Source organism: Sphingomonas aerolata (assembly GCF_003046295.1).
Classification (GTDB): domain Bacteria; phylum Pseudomonadota; class Alphaproteobacteria; order Sphingomonadales; family Sphingomonadaceae; genus Sphingomonas; species Sphingomonas aerolata.
Genome location: NZ_PZZN01000001.1, coordinates 288658 through 310420, shown reverse-complemented (window position 1 = coordinate 310420; position 21763 = coordinate 288658). Strand labels below are relative to the sequence as shown.

Genomic DNA, 21763 nt, shown 5'->3' with positions numbered 1-21763 from the left:
CGGCTACGACCTTTGTCGCGCCTGAAGCGATCAGCGGCTTGCATTAGGCCGGTACCCGGGCGGCACTCACGGAGAGATGAATGATGGACGTGAAATGGCTGGCGGGCACGGCGCTGCTGCTGCTCGCGACCCCGGCGTTCGCCGGGACGACGTCGGTCTATCGTACCGCGCCGGCCGATCCGCGGGCGATCACGGTCCGCGGCGTCGGCGATGGCCGTGCTGATGACAGCGCGGCGATCCAGCAGGCGATCGACGCGGCGGCGGCGGGCGGCAAGGGCGGCGTCGTCTTCCTGCCATCGGGCCGGTACCGGATCAGCCGGACGATCTTCGTCCGCTCGGCGGTTCGCCTGTTCGGGGTGGGAGCGACCCGGCCCGAGATCCTGCTCGCCGATAACAGTGCGGGCTTCGCATCCGGGGTGGCCGCGATGGTCAGCTTCACCGGCGAGGATCAATACCAGGTCGGCAAGGCACCGGTGCCGCCGCGGACCAGCGTGCCGTTCGATCCGAGCATCTTCGACGCGACGTCGAGCACCTTCTATTCGGCGCTGTCGAACGTCGACTTCCGGATCGGCGCGGGGAATGCAGGCGCGGTCGCGGTGCGCTTCCGCGTCGCGCAGCATGGCTATCTGCGGCATGCCGACTTTCATATCGGATCGGGGCTGGCGGGCGTCTATCAGGCAGGCAATGCCTTCGAGAACCTGCGCTTCTTCGGTGGGCGCTATGGCATCATGTCGGAAAAGACGTCGCCCGCATGGCAATTCACGCTGCTCGATTCGGAATTTTCCGGGCAGCGCGATGCCGCGATCCGCGAGCATGAGGTCGATCTGACTCTGGTCAACGTCGTCATCCGCGACACGCCCGTGGGTATAGAGATCGATCGCGGTTATTCGGATTCGCTGTGGGGGAAGCACGTCCGGTTCGAGAAGGTCACGCGCGCCGGCATCGTCGTTTCGAACGAGGGCAGCGTCTTCACGCAGATCGGGTTCGACAATGCGGTGGCGGTCGACACCCCGACCTTCGTGCGGTTTCGCGGCAGCGGCAAGACGGTGGCGGGATCGGGCGCGCGCTACCGGGTCAGCGATTTCTCCTATGGCCTGAAGCTGCCGGCGCTGGGTGCGATCGGCGACTATGCGACCGATGTCGCGATGACGCCGCTTACCCGCACGCCCGCGCGGCCCGCCCGCGCAATCCGGGCCATGCCGCCGGTTCGGGACTGGGCGAATGTCCATGATCTCGGCGTCAAAGGTGACGATGAGACCGACGATACCGCCGCGCTGCAGCGCGCGATCGACACGCACCGCGTGCTGTATTTCCCGACCGGGCGCTACCGGGTCACCGACACGATCCGCCTCCGGCCCGACACGGTGCTGATCGCGCTGCATCCCGGACTCACGCACCTCTATCTGGCCGATGCGACACCGGCCTTCATGGGGGTCGGGGGCCCCAAGGCGCTGATCGAAAGCGCCAAGGGGGGCGATGCGATCGTGTCCGGGCTGGGGCTGTGGACCGGCGGCGTCAACCCGCGCGCGACCGCGTTGCTGTGGAAGGCCGGCGAGACGTCGATGGTCAACGACGTCAAGATCCAGGGCGGCGGCGGCACCGCGCTGACCAAGGGAAGCCCGATCGGCTTCGGCGATCCGCGCGCGCGCTTCGACGGGCAATATCCCAGCATATGGGTGACGGACGGTGGCGGCGGCACCTTCGCCGCCTTGTGGTCCCCCAACACGCTGGCATCGGCGGGGTTTCACGTGTCGAACACCAGCACGCCGGGCCATGTCTACCAATTGTCGGCCGAGCATCATTATCGCGCCGAAATCGTCCTCGATCATGTCGCGAACTGGGAGTTCCTCGCGCCGCAGACCGAGCAGGAGGTTCGCGACGGCGTCGACGCGATCTCGACCGAGATCCGTCATTCGCGCAACATCCTGTTCGCCAATTATCACGGCTACCGCGTCACTCGCTCGATCAAGCCCATGGATGCGGCGATCAAGCTCTACGAGTCGGGCGATATCCGCTTCCGCAACGTCCATGTGAACGCGGAGAGCGGGTTTGCGAGCTGCGATGCCAAGGGCTGCGGCACCTTCCTGCGGGCGAGCAAATATCCGGTCGAGAACGCGATCAAGGACATCACCGGCGGGCAGGAGGTCCGCGAGCGCGAATTCGCCCGGCTTGACGTGCCCGCGGTTCCCGCGCCCAGGGTTTCGGCTCCGGCGGCGGTCGAGAAGCTCGCCGACGGCTTCTATTCGATCGCCGGCGGTGCAGCCGACGCGAACGGCAAACTCTACTTCATCGACCGCCATTTCCAGCGCATTCACGGCTGGTCGAAGCGCGAAGGTCTGTCGATCGTCGCGGAGGCACCACTCGATCCGGTCAATCTGATGGTCGATCGATCGGGGCGGCTGCTGGTCCTGTCGTCGGCAGGACGCGATGCCACGGTCTACAGTATCGATCCGGCAAAGCCCGCCGATGTCCGGGTCATCGCGCCGACCGCGATCGCCGAGTCCGGCCCGGCGAACAGGGATGCCGCCACCGTGCTGCCCGTCAACGTCTGGGAAAACGGCGAATTCGCGGACCGGATCGATCCCGTCAGCTATCAGTATCCGACGATGGCGGACCTGTTCGCGGCGAAAATGGGCGAGGCCAAGGCGGCGCAATATGTGTCGCCCGACGGTTCGCTCGCGCTGCCCGCCTTTCGCGTGTGGAATCAGGGGCCGGACGATCATCAGGGATGGCGCTGGTCGGATACGCTGAACGCGAACGGCTTCGTCGCCGCGCGGCCCGGCGAGCGCGTCGTCCTGACCAACGCGTCGGAGAATCGCACCTATAGCGGTCTGGTCGGGGCGCAGGGCAGGGTCACCGACCTGAAGCCGGTGGCCGATCGCGGTGGGGAGAGCGTTGCGCGCGATGCCGCGGGCCGGCTCTACGTCGCCAATGGGCAGGTGTTCGTCTATGATGCCGGGGGGGCGCTGGTCCGGCGGATCGATGTGCCCGACCGTCCGCTGCAACTGGTGATCGGCGGCCCCGACAACCACACGCTCTTCATCCTCACCCACCATGCGCTGTACGCCACCGCGATCTGAGGGCGTGCGCGGTGGTGCGGTCGGGTGGAGGAGTGGTGCCGGTTGCAGGAATCGAACCCGCGACATCCAGTTTACAAAACTGGCGCTCTACCAACTGAGCTAAACCGGCAGCGGGCGCCTCATGCGTCAGGTGACGCCGAACGTCCAGCCTTCGGTTGCAGCAATAAGCGAAGTCATCGCCCGAGGACACCAGAAATCGGCATTCTTCGCATTGGCGCGGAGCCAGGCCGCGGTCAGGATCGCGTCGGTCGCATGGTCGTCATAGCGCGCGAGTGGGCGGTGCGGTGCGGAGCCGAGCGCGGCGAGCGCGGCGTCGAGCGTCGCGCCGTCGCGCATCTTGCTGCGGCCGACGGGGCGCCCCGCGGCGCGCGCGGCGATGCTGGTATAGATTTCGACGATCGCGGCGCCCGATCGCGGCGGGGCATCGAACGGCCAGACCGGGATCCGCCCGTCGAGACGGTGCAGCAGGCGCATCCCGGCAAAGCTCGCCTTGGCAACCTGCGCCGCGCCGATCGCGTCATACACGGTCGAAGGTTTGCGGCTGCCGTCGTCCGGCATCTCGCACCGACGCCAGTGCAGGAAATCCGCCTTGGTCCCGTCCGACGCGCCGAGATAAAAATGCGTGCCGCGGCGGCGCTCGATGAACGATGTCGCGCCGAGATCGGGATCGTCGCTCTGCGCGTCGACCATTGCCCAAAGCGCGCGGGCATCGGCGGTCGGCGCCTCACCGGGCAGATGCGCACCACGGGTCACGAAGGGGGCAGAAAAGCTGAAGTCGAACCCGGCAAGCAACGGCAGGTCGCGGCGGGCGACCAGCCAGTCGAGCACCGCCTGGCGTGACCAGATCCCGTCCGGTGCGGAGACAAGCGTCGGGGCAGCGTGATCACGGCCACAGATCGCAACGGCGATCCCCTTGTGCCGCTGTCCTTTCGCGCCGGACCAGTCGATCGCGACGAACTGCGCGAAGTGATCGGGGGTCATCGAAGACGCACGCAGGGCGTATCAGCCCTGCGGGGCGCGGGGGATCCGATCGTCTCGCAGGCGTTCATGCGCGGCTAGGCATCCTTGGCCTGCCGGCGTTCGTCCCACCAGGCGAGGCGCTCGGCAATACGCTTCTCGAACCCGCGGTCGGTCGGCGCGTAGAAGGTCTGCGGCGTCATCTCGTCGGGCCAATAGTCCGACCCCGAAAAGGCGTTCTCGGCATCATGGTCATAGGCATAGCCCTTGCCATAGCCGATATCGCGCATGAGCTTGGTGGGGGCGTTGCGGATTGCGGCGGGCGGCATCAGCGACCCCGTCTCGCGCGCCGATTTCCAGGCCGCCTTCTGCGCCTTGTAGACCGCGTTCGATTTGGGTGCGGTGGCGAGATAGACGCAGGCCTGGGCGATCGCGAGTTCGCCTTCCGGACTGCCCAGGAAATCATAGGTGTCCTTGGCGGCGATACACTGGACGAGCGCCTGGGGGTCGGCGAGACCGATATCCTCGACCGCGGCGCGTGTCAGGCGGCGCAGCAGGAACAGCGGCTCCTCGCCCGCGGTGAGCATCCTTCCGAGATAATAGAGCGCCGCCTGCGGATCGCTGCCGCGGATCGATTTGTGCAGCGCGCTGATGAGGTTGTAATGCCCTTCGCGATCCTTGTCGTACACCGCGACGCGGCGCTGGAGGAAGTTCGACAGCCCCGCCGGATCGAGCGGTTCAGGCAAGTCGACCGAGAACAATGTCTCGGCCTGATTGAGCAGGAACCGGCCATCGCCGTCTGCGCTGGCGATCAGCGCATCGGTCGCCTCGGGCGTGAGCGGGAGCGGACGGTCCATCAGCGTCGCCGCGCGGGTCAGCAGCAGCTCGAGCGCGCCGCGTCCCAGTCGCTCGAGGATCAGGACCTGCGCACGGCTGAGCAGTGCCGCGTTGAGCTCGAAGGACGGGTTCTCCGTCGTCGCGCCGACGAGCGTCACCGTGCCGTCTTCCACATAGGGAAGAAACCCGTCCTGCTGCGCGCGATTGAAGCGGTGGATCTCGTCGACGAACAGCAGCGTACGCTTTCCCAGGCGCGCATGGTCGCGGGCTTCGGCAAACGCCTTTTTCAGATCGGCCACGCCCGAGAACACCGCGGAGATCGCGACGAACCGCAGATCGACTGCGTCAGCGAGCAGGCGCGCGATCGTCGTCTTGCCGGTGCCGGGCGGTCCCCAGAGGATGATTGACGACAGCCGTCCCGCCGCCACCATCCGCCCGATCGCGCCGCCTGCGCCGGTGATGTGATCCTGCCCGACGACCTCGTCGAGCGTCCGCGGGCGCAGGCGATCGGCAAGCGGTGCGTTTTCGGGATGCGCGTCGGGTGGGGGGGCGGGTTCGAAACCCGCAAAAAGGTCGGCCATGCTCGCAATGTAGTCGATACGGACGACTGTGCCACCCTGGGCCTGGCCTCGCTTTCCGCTGTCTGACGACGCGTCTCCTGCCCAAGACATGCAAAAGATATATCTTGAAAGATCTTGCGAAGCGCAGTTGAAGATTTATCTTGTCCGTATCGGGATGCGCTCGACAGGAGATTCGAATGTTCATGCACATGCACGGCCGCGGATGCGGTCACCGTGACGGACACCATGCCGCGATGGGCGGCGGCTATGGCGGTGGTCGGGGCGGCGGGCGCTTCGCCTTCGCCTGGGGGCCGGGTGAGGGTGAGCGGCCGGGTGGCGGGCGGCAGCGGAGGATGTTCGACGGGGGCGAACTGCGCCTCGTCCTGCTCAGGCTGATCGCCGACTCACCGCGCCACGGCTATGACCTGATCCGCGCGATCGAGGAGCTTACCGGGGGCGCCTATGCGCCGAGTCCGGGCGTGGTCTATCCGACGATAACGCTGCTCGACGAAATGGGGCTGATCGAGGAGCAGCAGTCCGAGGGCGCCAAGAAGCGCTTTGCGATCACGCCGGCCGGCACCACGCATCTCGACGAGAATGCAGAGCAGGTCGCGGCGTTAATGGCGCGGCTGGCGGCGGTCGGCGAGCACCGGGAACGCGCGGATCGCGCTCCGATCCGGCGCGCAATGGGCAATCTGCGCCACGCAGTGCAGGACCGGCTGCTCGGCGACGGCTTTTCGGAAGAGGCGGCGCACCAGGTGGCGGCGCTGATCGACGAGGTCGTCCAGAAGATCGAGCGCGTGAAGTGAGCGTGTCGATCGCACGCGTGCCGACGCAGTCGGCGAGCCGGTATCTTCAGCAGCTTGCCAAACACTGGAGCCACAAGATGGAGGTGCGCTTCACCCAACAGGAGGGGCGTATCGCGTTTCCGGGTGGTGCGGTGCTCGAGATGCGCGCGGACAGCCAGACGCTCGACGTCGCGCTGACGGTGCCTGAGGGCGGGGATGTCGAACGGATGCGCGACGTGGTGTCGAGCCATCTTGACCGGTTCGCGTTTCGCGAGGCGCCGCTGACGTTCGATTGGGTGGACGCGTAACCTTACGGGTGCGCGTCGCATTCAATCACCGGTGCCGGCGCGCCGTCACCGCCAGATAGGTGTCGAGTACCGTCTGGTTGATCGTGTCCCAGCGATAGCCCGCGGCCTTGGCGTGTCCGGCTTCGCCCATCGACTGCCGGAGCGCGGGATCCGACACGATCCGACCAATCGCATCGGCATAGGCGGCGATATCGGTGGGCGGCACGAGGAAGCCGGTCGTGCCGTCCTCGATCAGGTCGACCGCGCCGGTCGCGCGCGCGGCGACCACGGGCACGCCCGCCGCCATCGCCTCGAGCGTCACGTTGCCGAAGGTCTCGGTGATGCTCGGGTTGAAGAACACGTCCATCGACGCGACTGCGCGGCCGAGTGCGTCGCCCGACTGGAAGCCGGCGAACACGGCTTCGGGGACATGGCCCGCGAACCAGTCGCGTGCAGGACCCTGACCGACGACGACCACGCGGTGAGGCACGCCCCGGCGGCGCAGTTCGGTGACGACGTCGGCAAAGACGTCGAGGCCCTTTTCCTTCACCAGCCGGCCGAGAAACCCGACCACCATCTCGTCGTCCGCGATACCGAGCGACCGGCGCCAGGCCGTGTCGCGCCGCGCCGGGTCGAACCGCGCGTGATCGATACCGCGTGACCAGATGCCAATCGACGACTTCACGCCCCAGCCGCGGAGCAGCTCGGCCATGCTGGGTCCGGGCACCAGGACCTCTTCCACGCGATTGTAAAAGCGCGTCAGCCGCTTCTTCGCGATCGGCTCGAGGAAGCCGAGCCGGTAATAACGGAAATAGGTCTCGAACCGGGTGTGGAAGGAGGCGACGGTCGCGATGTCGCGTTTGCGCGCATAGGCGACCGCGGCATGGCCGAGAAACTCGGGCGCCGAGACATGGACGATATTGGGGGCGAACGCGTCAATGTCGCGGCGGACGCGCGGCGTGATCCCGAGTGCGGCGCGATATTCGCCGCGTCCGCCGACCAGCGGGATCGCGGGCACGTCGACCAGATCGCCGATCGCGGGGAAGGCGGGCTCCGCGACCGTTGGCGAATAGACCCGCACCTTGACGCCGCGCGACAGCAAATGGCCGACGAGCAGGTTCAGCGACTGGTTCGCACCATCGCGGACGTAATTATAGTTGCCGCTAAACAGGGCCACGCGGAGGTCGGTCGGCTGCATCGCTCGGGCGGATAGCGTTGCCCGTCGGTTAGCGCCAGACAATCCTCTGTTGCCGAGGCGGTGGCGTTTCGCCGCGCGGGTGATCGCTGTTCCCTTATCGTTCCTATCTCGCTACACCGCGGCGATGGCGAAAATTCAGAAACGGTATGTGTGTCAGGCGTGCGGATCGGTCGCATCGCGCTGGGCCGGGCAATGCGCCGACTGCCACGAATGGAACACGCTGGTCGAGGAGGCGAATACCGCCGCAACGCCGTTTCATTCGAAGCATAATCTGCAGACCGGCGGCCGCGCGATCCAGCTCGTCGGGCTGGATGCGGAGATCAAGCTGCCCGATCGGATGGCGACCGGCATCGCCGAACTCGACCGTGCGCTGGGCGGGGGCTTCGTCGAGGGGTCGGCGACGCTGATCGGCGGCGATCCCGGGATCGGCAAGTCGACCTTGCTGTTGCAGGCGGCAGCGAAGATGGCGCTCGCCGGCCAGTCGGTGGCCTATGTCTCGGGCGAGGAGGCTGCGGACCAGGTCCGGCTGCGCGCGCGACGTCTCGGGCTCGGTAATGCGCCCGTGCAGCTCGCGGCGGCGACCTCGACGCGCGACATCCTGACGACGCTGCAGACAAAACCGCCGGCGATGCTGGTGATCGATTCGATCCAGACGATGCATTCCGACCTGATCGAAGGCGCGCCCGGTACGGTCAGCCAGGTACGGGCATCGGCGCAGGAGCTGATCCGGTTCGCCAAGGAGCGCGGGACGGCGGTCGTGCTGGTCGGCCATGTGACCAAGGACGGCAGCATCGCGGGGCCGCGTGTCCTCGAGCATATGGTCGACACGGTGCTGAGCTTTGAAGGCGAGCGCAGTCATCAGTACCGGATCCTGCGCGCGATCAAGAACCGCTTCGGCGGCACCGACGAGATCGGCGTCTTCTCGATGCAGACCGAGGGGCTGGCGGAGGTGGGCAATCCGTCGTCGCTGTTCCTGACGACGCGCGACGACGCGATGACCGGCGCGACGGTGTTTCCGGCGCTGGAGGGGACGCGACCCGTGCTGGTCGAGATCCAGGCGCTGACGGTGCGGCTGGCGAGCGGCGCCACGCCGAGGCGCGCGGTGGTCGGATGGGATTCGGGGCGGCTGGCGATGATCCTCGCGGTGCTCGAGGCGCGGTGCGGGCTGAGCTTTTCGTCGGCCGAGGTCTATCTCAACATCGCCGGCGGGTACCGCGTGCAGGATCCGGCCGCCGATCTTGCGGTCGCCGCGGCGCTGATATCGGCGATGGCGGAGCGTCCCGTACCGGTCGATGCGGTCGCGTTCGGCGAGGTCGCCTTGTCGGGTGAGATCCGGCCGGTCGCGCATGGTCCGCTGCGGCTGAAGGAAGCGAGTAAGCTGGGGTTCGAGCGCGCGCTCGTCCCCGCGTCGATGAGCGACGAGAAGAGCGGTATGCGGTTGTCGGGGTTCAAGACGCTCGCCGCGTTCGTCGACCACATGCTCGGGCGGGGATGAGGCGGGACGTGGCGTCCGGCGTCGGGGCGGGCGACCGCGGGGTGGCGATGATCCGGCGGTTCGTGCGGCTGCACTAGCGGTTCGCGGCGCGCGTCCCTATTCCAGACATCATGAACCTCACCGCCCTCGATGTCATCGTCCTGCTCGCGGTTGCCGGCGCCGCCGTTCTCGGCCTGATTCGCGGGTTCGTGACCGAGGTGCTGTCGATGTTCGCCTGGGTCGCGATCGTCGCGATGCTCAAGCTGTTCCACATCCCCGTCGCGGCCGCGCTGACGCCGGTCATCGGTACGGTCAGCGGTGCGGCGGTCCTCGCCTTGGCGATCATCACCGGGCTGACCTATATCGGCGGGCGGCTCGTCGCCAACGCGATCGGCGCGCGGACGCGGACGTCGATCCTGGGACCGGTCGACCGCGCGCTCGGGTTCGGGTTCGGCGCGCTGAAGGGACTGATCCTCGCCAGCCTCGTCTTCCTGCTCGCGACGCTGGTGATCGACACGATGAGCGGCGGTGCGGCGCGGCGGCCCGAATGGATGACCCGTTCGCGCACCTATCCGCTGCTCAATGCGACGAGCGCGAGCATCGCCGATTTCGTCGATCGCCGCCGTCGCGGCAAACCGGTGTTCGGCACGAAGCCGAACGCGTCCCGATCCGATACCGCAAGTGAGCCGACCCCATGAACGCCCCCCTCTACAATGCCGAGATCCTGCGTCTTGCCGCGTCTATTCCGTATCATGAGCGCCTGAACGCGCCGATGGCGACCGCGGAACGCCGCTCGCCGATCTGCGGCAGCCGCGTGACGGTGGACGTCGATATGGGCGCGGACGGGCGCGTCGCCGCGGTTGGGCTGCTGGTGCGCGCCTGTGCGTTGGGTCAGGCGTCCTCGTCGTTGCTCGCCTCGAGCATCGTAGGGCGGACGCCTGCGGAACTGGCGGCGGCCCGCGATGCGATCACCGCCTGGCTCGCGCGTACCGGCGACGCCCCCGACTGGCCCGGGATGGATGTCTTCGCACCCGCACTCGACTACACCGCGCGGCATCCGTCGATCCGCCTCGCTTTCGAAGCGGCGGCGGAGGCGGCCGAGGCGGCGGCGAACACTGCGTCGGGTCATGCGGAGGTGTCGGTCACGGCCCCCGCGAGCGCATCTGCCGGGACCGATGTCTGATGCATGACGGCACGCCGACGTCGCTGTTGCGGGACGGGGTGGTTTTGCTCGGCTTCGGGCTGGTGTTCGTGCTGCTGTTCCGAAGGATCGGCCTCGGCGCGACGCTGGGCTATCTCGTCGCGGGGGCGGTCGTCGGGCCGCATGTCCTGGGGCTGGTGGGTGACGCGGAGGCCAAGCTCGGCTTTGCCGAACTCGGTATCACGTTGCTGCTGTTCATCGTCGGGCTCGAGCTCAACCCGAGCCGGCTGTGGCGGATGAAGCATGAAATCTTCGGGCTGGGCCTGATGCAGGTGGTTGCCTGCGGTCTCGCGATCACCGCGATCGTGTGGCTCGGCGCGCGCTTCTCGCTGCCCGCCGCGCTCGCCTTGGGACTGCCGCTCGCGCTGTCGTCGACCGCGCAGGTGTTGCCAATGCTGCAATCCTCGGGGCGGATGCGGACGCCCTTTGGCGAGCGCGCCTTCTCGATCCTGTTGTTCCAGGATCTGTCGATCGTCCCGCTGATCACGATCGTCGCGGCGATGAGCCGCAATCCCGCCGATGCGAATGCGCCCCCCGGATGGCTGCTCGCGCTCTACACGGTCGCCGCGGTCGTCGGGCTGATCATCGCCGGGCGATTCCTGTTGCGGCCGTTCTTCCGGCTGATCGGCAATATGGGCGAGCGCGAGATGTTCGTGTTCGCTGGCCTGTTCACCGTCATCGCCAGTGCAGCGGTGATGGAATGGCTCGGCCTGTCGACCGCGCTCGGTGCGTTCATCGCCGGCGTGATGCTCGCGGACAGTCCGTATCGGCATGAGCTGGAGGCCGATGTCGAGCCGTTCCGGTCGATCCTGCTCGGGCTGTTCTTCCTCGCGGTCGGCATGCTGCTCGATCTCGGCGCGATCGCCGAGCGGCCGCTGTTCGTGCTGGCGATGGCCGCGGCGCTGATCGCGACGAAGACCGGCGTGATCATGGCGATCGGCATGGCGTTCAAGATGACCTGGCGGCAGGCCTTCGCGCTCGGCCTGTTGCTGAGCCAGGGCGGCGAATTCGGCTTCGTGCTGTTCGCACAGGCCCAGGCGGGGCTGCTGATCGATCCGGAAGCAGCGAGCCTGTTCGGCGCGATCATCACGCTGTCGATGGCGACGACCCCGTTCCTGATGGGGATCACCCGCCGGTTCCGGACCGAGCCGATCGCACCGGGCACCGATCGGGAGGGTCCGGTCGCCGATGGCGCCAATGCGATCATCGTCGGCTATGGCCGGTTCGGGCAGACGGTCGGTCAGATGCTGCTGGCCCAGGGCATCCCGGTCACGTTGATCGATACCGATATCGAGATGATCGACATTGCGGGCGAGTTCGGGGCCAAGGTCTATTATGGCGACGGCACCCGGCTCGACCTGTTGCGCCAGGCGGGGGCGGCGGACGCCGAACTGATCTGCATGTGCATCGACGGCGATCAGATCGAGCCGGAGACCATCGCGGCGATCCATGAGGCGTTCCCTAAGGCGGAGATCTATGTCCGCGCGTTCGACCGCCGCACGCTGGTCAAGCTGAAGAACGGCCCGGCGACCTATGTCGTTCGCGAGGTTCTCGAATCGGCGGTCAAGATGGCGCGGCTGGCGCTGCGCGGGCTCGGCGTTGCGCCGGCCGAGATCGATCGCGCGGAGGAAGCGTATCGTGTGCGCGACAAGGAACGGTTGCGCATCCAGATCGCCGCCGGCGACATCCGCGCGGCGCGCACCGAAACCGCGCAGCGCTTTCCATGGGGGAATGATCCACAATGATGCTCGTCGTTCTGGCGGCGCTGTCGGGCGCGATCGCGGTCGCGGCGGGGGCGTTCGGTGCGCATGGCGCAAGCGGTCCCGCGGTGGAGTGGCTGAAGACGGGCGCGCAGTATCAGCTTATCCATGTCGTCGCGGCGCTGGTCGCGGTGCGGATGGACGCGCGGGGGCCTGCCTGGCTGTTCGTCATCGGCGCGGCGATCTTCGCGCTCACGCTCTACGCCATGGCGCTCGGGGCGCCGCGCTGGTTCGGTGCGATCACGCCGATCGGCGGCGCGTTGCTCATCGGTGGGTGGCTGTGGCTGGCGTGGAGCGCAGCGCGCAGCTGACGGTGCTGCTGGGCTAGCGTTTCTTGCGGCAGGCATCCGAGCAGTAGATCACCGAATCCCAGTCGCGCGCCCATTTCTTGCGCCAGGTGAACGGCCGTTCGCAGGCCGGGCAAATCTTCGTTGGCAGGTTCTGCTTGGCGACGCCATTGGGCATCAGCGGGGCTCCGCGTCGAGGAAGGCGGCGACATCGGCGAGGTCGACGGTCGTGTCGAGATAGGTCCGGCCGATCCCGCGGGCGAGCAGGAAGGGCAGCGTGCCCGCCGCCATCTTCTTGTCGTGGCGCATATGATCGACGAGCGTCGCGCCATCCGCGGCGACATGCGCGCCGGCCAATCCGTCGGGCAGCTGAACCGCGCGCCAATGGGCCGCCACCCGATCGGCCTCGTCGCGCGAACAGAGCCCGTGGGCCGCCGAATAGCGGAATGCCAATGCGCAGCCCGCGGCGACGCCCTCGCCGTGGATCAGCGTCTGCGAGAAGCCCGTCTCGGCCTCGAGCGCATGGCCGAAGGTGTGGCCCAGATTGAGCAGCGCGCGCGTGCCGGTCGTCTCATGCTCGTCCGCCGCGACGATGCGCGCCTTGGCGGATACGCTGTGGATGATGGCGTATTCGCGCAGCGCGATGTCGCCGGCGAGCAATGCCGCGCCGTTCGTCTCGCACCAGGCGAAGAAGGCGGGGTCGTCGATCAGCCCGTATTTCACCACCTCGGCATAGCCCGCGCGCAACTCACGGATCGGCAGCGTGTCGAGCACCTGCGGGTCGATCAGGACCATCGCCGGCTGGTGGAAGGCGCCGATCAGGTTCTTGCCCGCACGCGTGTTGATCGCGGTCTTGCCGCCAACCGAACTGTCGACCTGCGCGAGCAATGTGGTCGGGATCTGGACGAAGCGGCAGCCGCGCTTGAGGATGGCGCAGGCAAAGCCGACGAGATCGCCAATCACCCCGCCGCCGAGCGCGACGACGTGATCGCCGCGCTCGATGCCGATGTCGAGCAGGTGGTCGCACAGCCGTTCCAGCGTCGCCCAGCTTTTCGATCCCTCGCCGGGCGAAAGAACGATCGCCTCGCTCGCGACACCGTGCGCCGTGAGTGACGCTTGGAGCGTCGCCAGATGGCCGCTCAGATTCTCGTCGGTGACGATCGCCATCGTCCGACCGCGCGCGAGCGGCGCCAGATGATCGCCGGCCTCCTCGAGCAGGCCGGCCCGGATATGGATCGGATAGGTCCGTGCGCCCAGATTCACGGTGATGACGGTCATAGGCCGATGGCTTTCAGGATGGAGGCAACGGTCGCCTCGTGCGGCGCCTTGTTGCTCGCGATATGGATATGCGCCTTGGCGTAGATCGGGTTGCGGACGCGCGCGAGCTCGGCAAGCACCTGGCCCGCGTCGCGGTTGCGCAGCAGGGGGCGGGTGTTACGACGCCCGACGCGCTCGACGAGGATCTCGGGCGGCGCGCTGAGCCAGATCGCGGTGGCTTCGGCGAGGATCAGGCTGCGCGTCTCGTCGTTGATGAACGCGCCGCCGCCGGTCGCGATGACCTTCGGCGTGCCGTCAATCAGCCGCGCGATCACGCGGCGCTCGCCGTCGCGGAAATAGGCCTCGCCATATTTGGCGAAGATCTCGCTCACGCTCATGCCGGACGCTGCCTCGATCTCGTGATCGGCGTCGACGAAGGGCAGCCGCAAGCGGTGCGCGAGGCGGCGGCCGACGGTGGTCTTGCCCACGCCCATCAGGCCGACGAGCACGATCGGGGGGCCGCTCCAGGGGGCAATCGGGTTGTGGCTTTGCAACATCGCGGTCCGCGCTATACAGCGGCACTGCGCGGGGGGAAACGGCATCCGCATGCCTATTCGCATCCGTCAGCAATGTCCTATCAGTCATTACAAGGTTTTGCGTATGTCCCGCCTGATAGTCTCGGTCGTCGTTATCCTGGTCGTCGTCGTCGGTGGGTTGTTCCTGCTCGCCGGTCGCGCAACCGAGCGCCCGCAGACGCAAGTCGAGAAGGCCGTGACGCTTGCGAACCTGTCCTAAGGTCACGCTGGCGGCGCTCGCCGCCGCCTGCAGCCTTGCCGCGCTCGCGCCGGCGATCGGGCAGGACCGACCGGAATCACTCCTGCCGCCCGGTTTCGGTGATACGACGCCAGCCCCTGCGCCGCGCCGGAGTCCGCCGGCCGCCAGCCCGGCGCAATCGCAGCCCAACGGGTCGGCGCCAGCACGGTCTGCACCGTCGACCCCATCTTCGGGCCCGACCGCGTCCCCCGGCGCTCCCGTTCCGGCGCCGCCGGCCGGGATGGCGACGATCCAGCCGCTGCCCGCACCCGATGGCAGCATTCCCCCGCTGACGGCAACGCCTGCCGCTGACACGCCGCCAGCGATCGATCCGGCGGTGCTCGCGCAATATGAGATGCCGGCCTCGGCCCGGCGTTCGCTCGATCGTGTCGGGCCGATCGGTTCCGGCGAGGGCGGTCTTTCGGCCGACGCGTTCGGCGATGCCGAGGGCCCTTATCTCGAGACGCTGATGCGGCGGTTGAGCGCGCCGCTCCCGTCACGCTGGATGTCGATCCTGTTGCGACGGGCGCTCGTGTCGCGGGTCGAGACCCCGGTCGGCGTAAACGGCGCGGATTTCGCCGCCGAGCGCGCCTGGCTGTTGCTGCGCATGGGCGAGTCCGTCGCCGCGCGTGCGGTGGTGCAGGGCGTCGATACCGGCAATTACACGCCCAAACTCTATCAGGTGGCGATGAATGCCGGTCTCGCCGCAGGCGATCCAGGCGCGCTGTGCCCGCTCGTCGAGGGCGCGATGCAACGCGCGCCAGCGCGTGGCTGGACGATGGCGCAGGCGATGTGCGCGGGGCTGTCGGGATCGCCGACCCAGGCCGGCACGCTGATCACCGCGGCACGGCGCCGCAACGTCGCGTCGGGCGTCGACATGCTGCTCGCGCAGAAGGTCGTTGGCGCAGGCGGGCAGGGGCGTCAGGCGGTCACGATCGAATGGGATTCGGTCGACCAGTTGACCTCGTGGCGGTTCGGTCTGGCGATGGCGACCGGGGTCGCCGTTCCCGATGCGCTGTACCGGACCGTCGGCGTGCAGGCGACCTATTGGCGCGCGCTGTCGCCTGCGATGACGATCGCCGACCGCCTGCCCGCCGCGGACGCCGCCGCGGCGCAAGGCGTGCTGTCGAGCGCGGCACTGGTCGATCTCTACGCAGCGGCGGAGGCGGACGACAGCGTGCAGAGCGCGGTGGCCGCGACCGTGCAGGACCTGCGTACCGCCTATGCCGACCGCAATGCCGAAGGCCGGATGACCGCGCTGCGATCGATCTGGGGCAAGGCGGAGGACGCGTGGCCGTCCTACGCCCGTATGGTGCTGACCGCGCGGGCGGCGGCACGGATCCCGCCCGCAAATGGCGAACGCGATGCGGACCGGATGGTCGCCGCGATGCTGTCCGCGGGGCTGGACCGGACCGCGGCGCGCTGGCGCGGCACGGTCGCCAAGGGGGGCGATGGCTGGGCGATGATCGCGCTGGCGGATCCCGATGCGACCGGTCGCCTGAGCTATGGCGATCTGGCTGCCTATAGCGGTGGCCGCGGCGATTCGGCCCTGAAGCAGCGTCTGCTGTTCGCCGGACTGGCGGGGCTCGGTCGTCTGAGCGCGGGCGATATCGAACGCGCGGCGCAAGCGCTGGCGGTTCCGATCGGCACCGAGAATGGCTGGACGCGTGCGCTCGACAGGGCGGCGCGAGCGGGCCAGCCGGGGACGGTCGCGCTGCTCGCGGCGACGGGCATGCAGACCGCCAGCTGGCACGGCATGCCGCCCGAGGCCTTGTACCGGATCGTCGCCGCGTTGCGCGCTGTGGGTCTTGAGGGCGAGGCGCGTATGATCGCGGCCGAGGCAATCGCGCGCGCGTGACGCGGGCCCGATCATGACCGATGCGGTCGCCGGGGCGGATGCGGTCGAGCGCGCGCCGCCGGCGGCGAGCGACCGCGCGCTGATCGAGCGGTTCCTCGAGATGATGGCGGCGGAATCGGGGGCCGCGCCGAACACGATCGCGGCGTATCGCAGCGATCTCATGCTGGCGTCACGCGTTGCCGATGGCGCGCTGGCTCGCGCGGACGGCGATGCGCTGGGGCGGCTGGCGGACAGCTGGAGCAGCCTGTCGCGCGCGACGGTCGGCCGCAAGTCCGCGGCCTTGCGCCGGTTCTTCGGATTTCTCGCGGACGAAGGGCATCGCAGTGACGATCCGGGCAAGGCACTGCCGCGGCCGGGCACGGCACGCCCCTTGCCGAAGATCCTCAGCCACGCCGATGTCGATCGATTGTTCGCCGCGATCGTCGAGCGCGTGGGGCGCGATCCGATGGATCCGGTCGACCTGCGGCTCTCCGCGCTGATCGAGCTTCTTTACGGATCGGGGCTGCGTGCGACAGAGCTCGTCAGCCTGCCACGCGCCGCGGTGCATCCCGACCGGCCGTTCCTGATCCTGCGCGGCAAGGGCGGGCGCGAGCGGCTCGTGCCGATTTCCGACCGGGCGCGTGCCGCGGTCGCGCTGTGGCGCACGCATGTCGCGGCGGATCAGCCCTGGCTGTTCCCCTCCGGCAAGGGGCATTTGTCGCGGATCCGCCTGTACCAGATCGTCAAGGCGCTGGCCGCAGAGGCGGGGGTGCCCCCCGACCGCGTCAGCCCGCATGTCCTGCGCCACGCCTTCGCGACGCATCTGCTCGCGGGGGGCGCCGATCTGAGGGCGTTGCAGGCGATGCTCGGGCATGCCGATATCGCGACCACGGAGATCTATACGCATGTCGAGGCAAGCAAACTGATCGAGCTCGTCAACACCCGCCACCCCCTGACCGATCCGGAGCACGCGACCTCACGTTGACGTTCCGGCGCGCGCCCCGTAACCGACGCGGATGCCAAGCTTCCTCGACTTTGAGAAACCCATCGCCGAACTGCAGGGGCGGATCGACGAACTTCGTGAGACCGCCAGCGATGGCAATCTCGATCTGTCCGCCGATATCATGCGGTTGCAGGCGAAATCCGACAAGCTGCTGAAGGACACCTTCGCCCGGTTGACGCCGTGGCAGAAGACGCAGGTCGCGCGCCATCCCGAGCGGCCGCACTTCAAGGATTATGCCGCCGCACTGTTCGAGGAATTCGTGCCGCTGGCCGGTGACCGAGCGTTCGGCGACGACCAGGCGATCCTGGGGGGCTTTGCGACGTTCCGCGGCCGCAAGATCATGGTGCTCGGCCATGAGAAGGGCGACGATACCGCGAGCCGGCTGCGCCACAATTTCGGCATGGGCAAGCCCGAGGGCTATCGCAAGGCGATCCGCCTCGTCGAGCTGGCCGACCGCTTCGGCCTGCCGATCGTGACGCTGGTCGACACGTCGGGGGCGTTTCCCGGCATCCAGGCTGAAGAGCGCGGACAGGCGGAGGCGATCGCCCGGTCGACCGAAGCCTGCCTGAACGCAGGCGTGCCGATCGTCTCGGCGATCGTCGGCGAGGGCGGATCGGGCGGCGCGGTCGCGCTGGCAGCGGGCAACCGCGTGCTGATGTTCGAACATGCCATCTATTCGGTAATCAGCCCCGAAGGCTGTGCGTCGATCCTGTGGCGTACCGCGGACAAGGCGGCCGAGGCGGCGGAGGCAATGCGCATCACCGCGCAGGATCTGAAGGCGTTCGGCGTGATCGACACGATCGTGCCCGAACCGCTGGGTGGCGCGCACCGCGACCGCGCGGTGGCGATCGACGCGCTGGGCAGCGCACTGACGGATGCACTCGACTCGCTCGTTCCGTTGTCGCCGGTCGAGCTGCGCAAGGAACGCCAGGCCAAGTTCCTCAAGATGGGTCGTCTCTGACCCCCATAGCAAAAGGGCGGCGAACCCGGAGGTCCGCCGCCCGATGCGCCAGTTCGATCCGAGGATCGACTGGATCAGCCCGACGTGTTGAGCTTGGTCGAGACGTTGTTGAACGTCTTGTTCAGGCTGCCACCCAGGCCCTGCATCGCGGCGATGGCTGCGACGGCGATCAGCGCGGCGATCAGGCCGTACTCGATTGCGGTTGCGCCCTTGGTGTTCTTGAAAATCTTCCGAAGCGTCTGCATTCCGGTCTCCATCGTTAAAAGCATCAGTCACCCGGCCGCCCGGGGCTACACCGGATCAGCAATTCCGTGACTAGACGTGACCCATTGAGAAAAGCTTAAACGGGCGGATTTTTGCTATGGTTAGCGCGCGTTAGCCACTCGGTTGTGCAGCATGCCCCAGAGCGCCGTGGTGCCATCAGCAAGATAGACGAGTCCGGCGATCATGCCGAGAACAACGAGCGCAAGAATAAGGCCGTATTCGACTGCGGTAGCGCCGCGGCGGTCGGTGATGAGCGCGGCCGCAGCGGCGCGGATCTTGCGACGCATGGTCTTTACGACGATCAGCTTCGGCCTCATGGCGTGCCCTATACAGCGCGGAGATTAACGAATGACCAAAGCCGCTTACTTATTGCCGGTCGTCGCCGCGGCGCTGGTCGATGCGGATGGCCGCGTCCTGCTGCAGCAGCGCCCCGAGGGCCGCTCGCTGGCCGGGCTGTGGGAGTTTCCGGGCGGCAAGGTCGAGCCGGGCGAAACGCCCGAAGCCGCCCTTATCCGCGAGCTCGAGGAGGAACTGGCGATCACCGTGCCGCAGGCCTGCCTTGCCCCCGCCGCGTTTGCCAGTGCGCCGCTCGACGACCGGCATCTGCTCCTGCTGCTGTACATCACCCGCAAATGGACCGGCGTGCCGCGCGCGCTCGAAGCATCCGCGTTACGCTGGGTCCGCCCGGCGGACATGCACGACCTGCCGATGCCACCTGCCGACCGGCCGTTGATCGGACTGCTCGACGCCTTGTTGTGAGCGCACCTCCGGCGTTTCGGCGCCAAAGGGCAGACGGCGTCAGTCGATCCGGTACTGGATCGGTTTGAACGCGCCGCCATTGGACTGGAGCGCGGAGCAGGCGGTCAGGCCGATGATCAGGTCCATCTCCGCGCGGAACGTGACGGTGTCGCCGGCGCGGCTGAGCGGTGGTTCGACCGTGAACGCCCCGGTCGAGCCATCGATCGGCACGTTCATGAAGCAGTTGAACGCGACCGGGATCGCATCCGGCTCGATACCATAAGGCGCGAGCGCCGCCACGAGATTGCCGAAGCAGCCCCGGTGCGGATCGGCGTCGCCGTAGATGATCGCGAAGGTTTCCTTCGAACACGGCGTCAGCAGGAAATCATGCCGGCCGACATCATCGGCGATGATGTCGAGCATCACGGTGCTGCGGTTCGAATAGAGCCGGTCGCCCGTGGTGAGATAGAGCCGGCTGGCATAGTCCAGCGTCCGCCCCGACGAAATCACCTCGCGCGTGTCGGCGCGGCTATAAGCCAGAAGATCGGCGACCTGCCGGCCCTCGGGATCGATCACGGTCAGCGTCTGGCCGCGATCGAGCGTGAAGGCTGTCCCCGACCGGGGGCTGATCGTTTCAACCATGTGCACTGCTCCGCTTGAACGGGCATTTCCAGGAATCATCGACGACCCGCCCGCTATATTGGCGTGCCTCGCTCGATTCGCCGTGGCGCGCAAGCATCGGGTTCATCGACCCCGCCAACTCGAGATCGCGCGCCAGGATCGACGTGCGCAACTTGTCATAGCGCTGTTGCGTCCGCAGCACCTCGAACTGGTCGTGGAGGTTGAACACCATCGCCGGTGCCTCGAAACGACGCGCCGGACGGCTTGCCTGGGGGTGCAGGCCGACAACAAAAAACGCTTCGCCGGAAAAGCTCAGCGAAAAATGCGGATCGTCGGGATCGGCGCTGACCGAGGGATCTGGACGATGGCCAAGCCACGCGTCCTTGTCGCTCAGCGACTGGGCCCGAGCCCAGAGGTGCGCTTCGAATTCCTCTTCGCTCAGGTGCGTGGAACTGTCGGCCGGACCTTCGAACAGGACCACTAGCGTCCGGAAGATCGCGCGATCCTGGTGATATTTGCGGACCGTGTCGCCCAGCATCGGCAGGATGCGCAGGTCGTCCCATGCCGATCGAAGGTCGCGCGCGACGATGATGTCCATCTGCCCCTTCGCCAGCGCCGACTTGGCGCCGACACACGGAAAGGCAGTGTCCTTGATCGTCGCGATGAACGCGCGTGCGAGCGGATGGTCATTTTGGGATTGCGGCTGATACATGGTCGACGAGGAACAGATGGCCGGCGGCTTTGTTTCGCCTTCGACGCGATTGACTCATCTCGATCAATATGAATCCGCTGATGAGCGCGTCACGTGCGCGGTATTGCGGTGGGGAAACAGGCATGCTGACGGAAAAATTCTTGCTGGGCCGAGGCCGCGAGGACCTGAGCGCACAGGAAAAGCAGATCCTGGAGGACAGCGTCGCCGAGGTAAGGTCGCTGCCGCCGCGCCATCGCCTCGTGCGTGCCGGCCAGCCCGTCCAGACGAGCACGCTGCTGCTCGAAGGGTTCATCTGCCGTTACATGGATGATCGGGATGGTCTGCGGCAGCTCGTCGCCGTCCATATCCCGGGGGATTTTGTCGATCTTCACGCCTTCCCGATGAAGCGGCTGGATCATGACGTCGCCACATTGGGGCCGGTAAAGGTCGCGACGTTCGATCATGCGACGCTGAAGACGATTACGGAACGGCATCCGCATCTGACGCAGCGGCTCTGGTTCAGCACGCTGCTCGATGCGGCGATGCACCGCGAATGGATTTTCCGGATGGGGCGGCTCGGCGCCGAGGGCCGCGTGGCGCATCTGTTCTGCGAGATCTACGCACGATTGGCGATGGTCGGCTTGGCGAAGGACGGCTGCTACACGCTGCCGATGACCCAGCCCGATCTGGCGGAGGCCTGCGGCATCACCGGCGTCCACGTCAATCGCGTGCTGCGCTTGCTGCGAGAGCGCAAGCTGGTGACATTCCGGGCAAATACCGTCGAGATCATGGATCCAGCCGGGCTGGCGAGTGTTGGGGAATTTAATCCCGACTATCTTTACGGGACGAGCGCCACCCCCGCCGGAGCCTTTGCATGAACGACAGGTTGAAGCCGGAGGACGAGCCGGGCGTAGCGGCGGCCGAGCAGGGGCAGGTGACGCTTGATGGACCCAATGGCCTGGCAATCGCGATGACGCCCGCGGCGGCGGCCGAAACGGGCCGCCGGCTGATCGAGGCGGCACGTCTGGCTGAACAGCAGTCCCCGCCTTCAAACGCTATGGATGGGCATTCAGAGGCGTCTGACGACGTCTAGTCCCGGGCAGCCTGACCGGTCCTTTGGCGCCCTGGACACGGCCTGCCGGCGCGGGT

The 21763-nt window shown here is 67.5% G+C and carries 25 protein-coding genes and 1 tRNA gene; 15 read left to right on the top strand and 11 right to left on the bottom strand.

Going from position 1 to position 21763, the window contains the following annotated elements; translation table 11 throughout:
• Nucleotides 1-83 precede the first annotated feature (83 nt).
• On the top strand, nt 84-3080 hold the full coding sequence (locus C8J24_RS01560; protein ID WP_107929815.1) for a glycosyl hydrolase family 28-related protein: 2997 nt from the start codon (nt 84-86) through the stop codon (nt 3078-3080).
• Nucleotides 3081-3113: 33 nt separating this feature from the next.
• On the opposite strand, the gene C8J24_RS01555 is transcribed toward C8J24_RS01560, so the two are convergent.
• The 3 genes from C8J24_RS01555 to C8J24_RS01545 all read right to left on the bottom strand — a co-directional run bounded on the left by C8J24_RS01555 (nt 3114) and on the right by C8J24_RS01545 (nt 5455).
• A tRNA-Thr gene (locus C8J24_RS01555) sits at nt 3114-3189 on the bottom strand.
• A 17-nt stretch (nt 3190-3206) separates the two neighbouring features.
• Nucleotides 3207-4061, bottom strand: coding sequence for a hypothetical protein (locus C8J24_RS01550; protein ID WP_107929813.1), 855 nt, complete (start codon nt 4059-4061; stop codon nt 3207-3209).
• A 74-nt stretch (nt 4062-4135) separates the two neighbouring features.
• Nucleotides 4136-5455, bottom strand: coding sequence for a replication-associated recombination protein A (locus tag C8J24_RS01545; protein ID WP_056406173.1), 1320 nt, complete (start codon nt 5453-5455; stop codon nt 4136-4138).
• A gap of 176 nt (nt 5456-5631) precedes the next feature.
• Here C8J24_RS01545 and C8J24_RS01540 point away from each other — a divergent pair, with 176 nt between their 5' ends.
• Nucleotides 5632-6243, top strand: coding sequence for a PadR family transcriptional regulator (locus tag C8J24_RS01540; RefSeq protein ID WP_416365528.1), 612 nt, complete (start codon nt 5632-5634; stop codon nt 6241-6243).
• Nucleotides 6240-6530, top strand: a complete 291-nt coding sequence (locus C8J24_RS01535) for a DUF2218 domain-containing protein (RefSeq protein WP_107929811.1) — start codon at nt 6240-6242, stop codon at nt 6528-6530. The genes C8J24_RS01540 and C8J24_RS01535 overlap by 4 nt, the downstream gene beginning before the upstream one ends.
• 25 nt (nt 6531-6555) lie before the next feature.
• Here the strand turns inward: C8J24_RS01535 and C8J24_RS01530 are convergent, their stop codons facing one another.
• A complete protein-coding gene (locus C8J24_RS01530; protein WP_107929808.1) occupies nt 6556-7707 on the bottom strand; it encodes a glycosyltransferase family 4 protein in 1152 nt (383 codons plus the stop codon).
• Nucleotides 7708-7831: 124 nt separating this feature from the next.
• Here C8J24_RS01530 and radA point away from each other — a divergent pair, with 124 nt between their 5' ends.
• The 5 genes from radA (at nt 7832) to C8J24_RS01505 (ending at nt 12453) form a co-directional block, all read left to right on the top strand.
• Nucleotides 7832-9202 carry a DNA repair protein RadA gene (gene radA, locus C8J24_RS01525; protein ID WP_107929806.1) on the top strand — a complete coding sequence of 457 codons (1371 nt, stop codon included), beginning with the start codon at nt 7832-7834 and terminating at the stop codon, nt 9200-9202.
• A 110-nt stretch (nt 9203-9312) separates the two neighbouring features.
• Nucleotides 9313-9879 carry a CvpA family protein gene (locus tag C8J24_RS01520; protein ID WP_107929803.1) on the top strand — a complete coding sequence of 189 codons (567 nt, stop codon included), beginning with the start codon at nt 9313-9315 and terminating at the stop codon, nt 9877-9879.
• Entirely contained in the window at nt 9876-10364 is a 489-nt protein-coding gene (locus tag C8J24_RS01515; RefSeq protein ID WP_107929801.1) for an iron-sulfur cluster assembly scaffold protein, read from the top strand. Before C8J24_RS01520 ends, C8J24_RS01515 begins: the two co-directional genes overlap by 4 nt.
• Nucleotides 10364-12127: a cation:proton antiporter domain-containing protein gene (locus C8J24_RS01510; protein ID WP_107929799.1), complete on the top strand. Its 1764-nt coding sequence runs from the start codon at nt 10364-10366 to the stop codon at nt 12125-12127. Before C8J24_RS01515 ends, C8J24_RS01510 begins: the two co-directional genes overlap by 1 nt.
• Nucleotides 12124-12453, top strand: a complete 330-nt coding sequence (locus tag C8J24_RS01505; protein ID WP_107929796.1) for a DUF423 domain-containing protein — start codon at nt 12124-12126, stop codon at nt 12451-12453. Before C8J24_RS01510 ends, C8J24_RS01505 begins: the two co-directional genes overlap by 4 nt.
• Nucleotides 12454-12466: 13 nt before the next feature.
• Here the strand turns inward: C8J24_RS01505 and C8J24_RS01500 are convergent, their stop codons facing one another.
• Genes C8J24_RS01500 through C8J24_RS01490 form a run of 3 tightly spaced genes read right to left on the bottom strand, consistent with a single transcriptional unit; the run spans nt 12467 to nt 14243 of the window.
• The gene (locus C8J24_RS01500) at nt 12467-12607 is read right to left on the bottom strand and encodes a DUF2256 domain-containing protein (protein ID WP_081874135.1); all 141 of its coding nucleotides are present in this window, start codon (nt 12605-12607) and stop codon (nt 12467-12469) included.
• Nucleotides 12607-13707 (bottom strand): 3-dehydroquinate synthase, encoded by a 1101-nt coding sequence (aroB, locus tag C8J24_RS01495; RefSeq protein WP_107929794.1) that lies wholly within the window; start codon nt 13705-13707, stop codon nt 12607-12609. Before aroB ends, C8J24_RS01500 begins: the two co-directional genes overlap by 1 nt.
• On the bottom strand, nt 13704-14243 hold the full coding sequence (locus C8J24_RS01490) for a shikimate kinase (RefSeq protein ID WP_031395245.1): 540 nt from the start codon (nt 14241-14243) through the stop codon (nt 13704-13706). The genes aroB and C8J24_RS01490 overlap by 4 nt, the downstream gene beginning before the upstream one ends.
• A gap of 103 nt (nt 14244-14346) precedes the next feature.
• On the opposite strand from C8J24_RS01490, the gene C8J24_RS17945 reads away from it, so the two are divergent.
• The 4 genes from C8J24_RS17945 to C8J24_RS01475 are packed head-to-tail and all read left to right on the top strand — an operon-like array spanning nt 14347 to nt 18300.
• Entirely contained in the window at nt 14347-14481 is a 135-nt protein-coding gene (locus tag C8J24_RS17945; protein WP_260171443.1) for a hypothetical protein, read from the top strand.
• Entirely contained in the window at nt 14465-16357 is a 1893-nt protein-coding gene (locus C8J24_RS01485) for a hypothetical protein (RefSeq protein WP_107929792.1), read from the top strand. Before C8J24_RS17945 ends, C8J24_RS01485 begins: the two co-directional genes overlap by 17 nt.
• 13 nt (nt 16358-16370) lie before the next feature.
• On the top strand, nt 16371-17321 hold the full coding sequence (locus C8J24_RS01480; protein ID WP_107929790.1) for a tyrosine-type recombinase/integrase: 951 nt from the start codon (nt 16371-16373) through the stop codon (nt 17319-17321).
• Nucleotides 17322-17352: 31 nt separating this feature from the next.
• Entirely contained in the window at nt 17353-18300 is a 948-nt protein-coding gene (locus C8J24_RS01475; RefSeq protein ID WP_031396232.1) for an acetyl-CoA carboxylase carboxyltransferase subunit alpha, read from the top strand.
• 74 nt (nt 18301-18374) lie between these two features.
• On the opposite strand, the gene C8J24_RS01470 is transcribed toward C8J24_RS01475, so the two are convergent.
• Together C8J24_RS01470 and C8J24_RS01465 are read right to left on the bottom strand one after the other, a co-directional pair.
• Nucleotides 18375-18545, bottom strand: a complete 171-nt coding sequence (locus C8J24_RS01470) for a Flp family type IVb pilin (RefSeq protein WP_107929788.1) — start codon at nt 18543-18545, stop codon at nt 18375-18377.
• A 120-nt stretch (nt 18546-18665) separates the two neighbouring features.
• On the bottom strand, nt 18666-18881 hold the full coding sequence (locus C8J24_RS01465; protein WP_414711882.1) for a Flp family type IVb pilin: 216 nt from the start codon (nt 18879-18881) through the stop codon (nt 18666-18668).
• 31 nt (nt 18882-18912) lie between these two features.
• On the opposite strand from C8J24_RS01465, the gene C8J24_RS01460 reads away from it, so the two are divergent.
• Nucleotides 18913-19323 (top strand): (deoxy)nucleoside triphosphate pyrophosphohydrolase, encoded by a 411-nt coding sequence (locus tag C8J24_RS01460; RefSeq protein ID WP_107929786.1) that lies wholly within the window; start codon nt 18913-18915, stop codon nt 19321-19323.
• A 39-nt stretch (nt 19324-19362) separates the two neighbouring features.
• Here the strand turns inward: C8J24_RS01460 and C8J24_RS01455 are convergent, their stop codons facing one another.
• Nucleotides 19363-19944, bottom strand: a complete 582-nt coding sequence (locus C8J24_RS01455) for a DUF1989 domain-containing protein (RefSeq protein WP_107929784.1) — start codon at nt 19942-19944, stop codon at nt 19363-19365.
• On the bottom strand, nt 19937-20635 hold the full coding sequence (gene gntA / locus C8J24_RS01450; protein WP_107929781.1) for a guanitoxin biosynthesis heme-dependent pre-guanitoxin N-hydroxylase GntA: 699 nt from the start codon (nt 20633-20635) through the stop codon (nt 19937-19939). Before gntA ends, C8J24_RS01455 begins: the two co-directional genes overlap by 8 nt.
• Before the next feature lie 68 nt (nt 20636-20703).
• On the opposite strand from gntA, the gene C8J24_RS01445 reads away from it, so the two are divergent.
• Entirely contained in the window at nt 20704-21492 is a 789-nt protein-coding gene (locus C8J24_RS01445; protein WP_338110759.1) for a Crp/Fnr family transcriptional regulator, read from the top strand.
• Nucleotides 21489-21707 (top strand): hypothetical protein, encoded by a 219-nt coding sequence (locus tag C8J24_RS01440; RefSeq protein ID WP_037529014.1) that lies wholly within the window; start codon nt 21489-21491, stop codon nt 21705-21707. Before C8J24_RS01445 ends, C8J24_RS01440 begins: the two co-directional genes overlap by 4 nt.
• Nucleotides 21708-21763 lie beyond the last annotated feature (56 nt).